7 protein-coding genes are annotated in these 3632 nt (G+C 62.8%); 4 read left to right on the top strand and 3 right to left on the bottom strand.

All coding sequences use genetic code 11. From position 1 onward, the window contains the following. A partial coding sequence (locus tag DWB68_RS15555) for a fatty acid desaturase family protein (protein ID WP_199700481.1) occupies positions 1–457 on the bottom strand: 457 nt, incomplete at its 3' end. Between the two features lie 102 nt (positions 458–559). Next, complete coding sequence (locus DWB68_RS15550) at positions 560–763, bottom strand: cold-shock protein (RefSeq protein WP_119425750.1); 204 nt, start codon at positions 761–763, stop codon at positions 560–562. A gap of 569 nt (positions 764–1332) precedes the next feature. On the opposite strand from DWB68_RS15550, the gene DWB68_RS15545 reads away from it, so the two are divergent. The 4 genes from DWB68_RS15545 to DWB68_RS15530 all read left to right on the top strand — a co-directional run bounded on the left by DWB68_RS15545 (position 1333) and on the right by DWB68_RS15530 (position 3114). After that, a complete protein-coding gene (locus tag DWB68_RS15545) occupies positions 1333–1596 on the top strand; it encodes a type II toxin-antitoxin system Phd/YefM family antitoxin (RefSeq protein ID WP_119426026.1) in 264 nt (87 codons plus the stop codon). Continuing rightward, a complete protein-coding gene (locus DWB68_RS15540; RefSeq protein ID WP_119426025.1) occupies positions 1593–1850 on the top strand; it encodes a type II toxin-antitoxin system RelE family toxin in 258 nt (85 codons plus the stop codon). The genes DWB68_RS15545 and DWB68_RS15540 overlap by 4 nt, the downstream gene beginning before the upstream one ends. A 428-nt stretch (positions 1851–2278) precedes the next feature. After that, positions 2279–2626: a ribbon-helix-helix protein, CopG family gene (locus tag DWB68_RS16480; protein WP_199700480.1), complete on the top strand. Its 348-nt coding sequence runs from the start codon at positions 2279–2281 to the stop codon at positions 2624–2626. 8 nt (positions 2627–2634) lie between these two features. Continuing rightward, positions 2635–3114, top strand: coding sequence for a hypothetical protein (locus DWB68_RS15530; protein ID WP_119426024.1), 480 nt, complete (start codon positions 2635–2637; stop codon positions 3112–3114). On the opposite strand, the gene DWB68_RS15525 is transcribed toward DWB68_RS15530, so the two are convergent. Then, positions 3111–3413, bottom strand: coding sequence for a hypothetical protein (locus DWB68_RS15525; RefSeq protein ID WP_119426023.1), 303 nt, complete (start codon positions 3411–3413; stop codon positions 3111–3113). The genes DWB68_RS15530 and DWB68_RS15525 overlap by 4 nt on opposite strands. Positions 3414–3632 lie beyond the last annotated feature (219 nt).

The raw sequence follows: 3632 nt of genomic DNA, 5'->3' as shown, positions 1-3632 counted from the left end.
TCGTGTCTGGCTCAATGTCAGGGTCCTTGCCCACACGGTTGGGGTTGCCGTGATGGCGTGAATGCTTGGAGTGCCACCACGAGTAGCTCAGACCGACGGCCGCCGCGAGGACACGGGCAAGCCGATCGTTGCCCGGCCCGAAGCTCAGAATCTGGCGGTGCGCGGCTTCATGGGCCAGGAAGGCTGTCTGCGTGAAAACGAGACCGAGGGCCGCCGCAATGAGCAGTTGAAACCAGGAATCGCCTAGCAGAAGGAAACCCGTCAGACAGCCGCCGAAGGCCGCGACGAGACTCGCCGACACGCCCCAATAGAACCACGGCGTTCGCTGGAGCAAGCCGCGTTCTCGGGCTTGGGAAGCAACGTCGAGGTATCCAGAGGTGTGCTGACTGAAGGAGGTCTCGTCCGCGTAGACGACGCGGCCAGTCGTGTCGGCTGGGGCCGTTGCGGGGGCATCAATCGTGATGGCGTTGTCCTTTGAGTGGGTGAATCGAGCGTGAGTGAAGCAAAGGGCGGGTCCGGAACAAAAATGTTCGGACCCGCCCTCTAGCAAATGTCAGGTTCAGGCGGCCTGGATGTTGGAGGCCTGCAGGCCCTTGGGACCGTTGACGACGTCGAACTGGACGCGCTGGCCCTCTTCGAGGTTGCGGTGTCCGGAGCCGGCGATGGCGGAGAAGTGGGCGAAGAGGTCGGCGGTGCCGTCCTCGGGGGCGATGAAGCCGAAGCCCTTGTCGGAGTTGAACCACTTCACGGTGCCGAGAGTCATGTCTAGTCCTTTGATACTGGTGTGTGCACGAGGTACGCGCGGTCCGTGCCGACGAATTCGGTACGGAAAGAAGAGGGGGCCGCGTCGCGGCGTCCAGGCGGGATCCTGGAGAGAAGGAGATCGTGGCGTCTTGGACGCGACGTTCCCCGCTGCTGAGAGCGGAGGAAGGCATCGCCAGCCATGAAGTGGGCTAGCGGCATATCCCCGACGCAGGGTCAGGGGATGAAGAAGATGATATGAGAATCCGATTCGCTGCGCGCAGTGCCTGGTGCGGACGTGCGCTTGACCTCGGTGAAGGGCGTCATAGCTACCTTCGCCATGACCCGGACGAAGTCCAGATCATCCCGTGCTCACTGCTCAGAGCGGCGACGCGGTTCTCATTACCGTACACCATCAGCGGCACATCGCCCCGGGCGAGGTGATCAGGGCGTACCCGCCGGTGACCGCAAGCGAGGTCGAGACCGTCAGTCAAGATGGTCATAGATGTGTCTCAAAAATGAACAGGTTTATGGGACACGCGTGGAGCGCAATGGGTGTCAATTGTGTACACATTTGATAGAATCGCTTCTATGGACACTATTTCGCATGAGGTCAGTACCCGGGAGCTTCGTGGTCAGCTCTCGGAGGTGCTCGGGCGTGCCATGTACGGTCACGAGCGCATCGGTGTGACTCGCAATGGGAAGCTCGCGGCTGTTGTCGTTGGCATTGATGACCTGGAGCTCCTCGAGGAGTTGGAAATGGCGCAGGACATCGTCGCCTACCGTGCTGCGAAGGAGCAGGACGATGGCACTCGTGTTTCCTTGAGCGAGCTGCGCGGATCCACTGAGTCGTGAGCTATCAAGTTGAGTTCACCTCGGCTGCTGCGAAGCAGATTCGCAAGCTGCAGCGGCCGGTGCGTGAGCGCCTACTCGACGCTATCGAGGATTTGCAGGATGACCCTCGCCCACATGGTGCTCGAAAGCTCGTTGGTGAAGCGATCGCCTGGAGGATCCGCGTGGGTGACTATCGAGTCATCTACGAGGTGGTCGACGAGAGCTTGGTGGTCACCGTGATCCGTGCAGCCCATCGGCGCGAGGTCTATAGGTAGAGCCTCGTGTGAAGGGAGTGCTATGTCCGCGGACGATGCCCGCTGGTTTGTGAGGGATCACAAGCCGTACGCGGTGCCCGTGAGTCTTGATGCTTTGGCGGGTCCAGCATTTGGGTCGGTGGTGTTGCCTCTGTCCGTGTATTGGGCGGACGAACACACTGTCGTGGATGTGGGGGACTTCGGTTGGAGCCTTCAAGGCGTATGTGGCGCTGCTCTGGGAAGGCAGCCTCGGGGATGTGGAGTCGTTGGTCAACGCTGTACGTCTGAAGCAGGTGTGGAATCAGCTGTTGTTGCCGGCGCGGTGCGCTGCACAGTGGGAGCACCAGTTCCCCGAGCTGAAGAGATCACGCCTCTGTGGAGGGGCAGGTGTTTCAAGCGATGGAACTCACTGACAAGTGGTGGAACCTACTGACGCGGGAGGAAGACTGATGCAGGCGCAGCGAGAGGCCGAGCTGAACGCTCTGGCCGATGCCGCCGAGCGCGGCGAGCTCACCGTGAAGCCGGGCACGGTGAAGCGGGGGAGCGCATCGCGCCAAGAGATGCAAGCGTTGCTCATGGAAGCGACCGGAACGGCGAGTGTGGAGGAGATGGCGCGTCTGGCACTGGGGCGCCCTCGCGCGGGTTCGGCGGCTGGCGAATCACCAGTCATCCGCGCGCGCGTTCCGCAGGAGATCAAGAATGCCTTCGCTGTCCTGGCGCAGCGCGAGGAACGCAACGAAGCAGACCTGGTGCGCGAGGCCCTGGCCGAGTACCTCGTCTCCCGCCGCGCCGGCTAGGAACGCTCGTGGCCACGAACCCAGCACCGGGCACCGCCGAAGGTGAAGGCCGCTTCTGGTCCAAGGTTCACCGCGGCCCCGCGGGCGCGTGCTGGATCTGGCTGGGCGCGATCGCCGATGACGGCTACGGGCGCTACTACCTTCACGCCGGCGCCGGCGGGATGGTGCGCCCACACCGCTACGCCTACGCCCTCGCGCACGAGATCGAGCTCGAGGAATTGGGCGAGCTGATGCACGTGTGCGACGTGCCCGTGTGCGTGAACCCCGCCCACCTGCAGCCGGGCGATCACACGGAGAACATGCGTGACCGCATGCGAAAGGGCCGCGCCGACAATGGCGCGGCCCTTCGCTTTCGCGGACTCCCTCGGGCGGCGATGGCGGCCCGCTCGCGCGCGCTGCGCGACGAGGTTCAGACCAACGGTTGGACGCCCGAGCGCGTGGCCGCGATCATCGCTGGCCAAGACGCCGATGCCCCGACCCTGTTTTAGAACGGTAGCTGAGTAGCTGTCTCTTCGAATCCGTCGACAGGGCCCATGTAGGCCGGGTATTCGTCCTCATCAGTTGCCCACGTATTCCCGTTGAGGTCGGAGAAATGCAGCGTCACGCCGAGTGAATCTCCGATATCCGGGAGCTCTTCCCGGCCGTAGCGCAACGTGACTGCGACTGACAGGACTTGGCCGGCATGCATGGTGCCAATGATCCAGTACGGAGAACCAGCGCGTTCGAACGACGACGGGAGCATGCGCAACCAGTAGCCCCACTGGTCTTTCTCATCAGAGTTGCTCACTGACGAAACCGAGCCTTGGAACTGGACTCTGACGTGTCGCAGTGGAGCGCCAGTGGGGTTGCTGACTTGGACCCTTCCCTCGACCTCATCACCGCGGATGTCAGTGGTGCGTGAGGCGGCTATGACCGCATTGGCTTGAGCTTGACGGCGCTCACTGAAATTCCTCGGTTCTGCTCATCGAAATTCCCCACTCTGGGTCGCTCCGCCGCATGAGGCGGG

The sequence above is a fragment of the Galactobacter valiniphilus genome, from assembly GCF_003575975.1.
Taxonomy (GTDB): domain Bacteria; phylum Actinomycetota; class Actinomycetes; order Actinomycetales; family Micrococcaceae; genus Galactobacter; species Galactobacter valiniphilus.
The sequence above is the reverse complement of the archived record's forward strand: the minus strand, read 5'-3'. Positions and strand labels throughout refer to the sequence as shown.

Bases quoted from the DNA above. Each gene is read 5' to 3' on its own strand.
- DWB68_RS15545 (WP_119426026.1), top strand. From the start codon at position 1,333: ATGGACACTATTTCGCATGAGGTCAGTACCCGGGAGCTTCGTGGTCAG.
- DWB68_RS15550 (WP_119425750.1), bottom strand. From the start codon at position 763: ATGACTCTCGGCACCGTGAAGTGGTTCAACTCCGACAAGGGCTTCGGC.
- DWB68_RS16480 (WP_199700480.1), top strand. From the start codon at position 2,279: ATGCAGGCGCAGCGAGAGGCCGAGCTGAACGCTCTGGCCGATGCCGCC.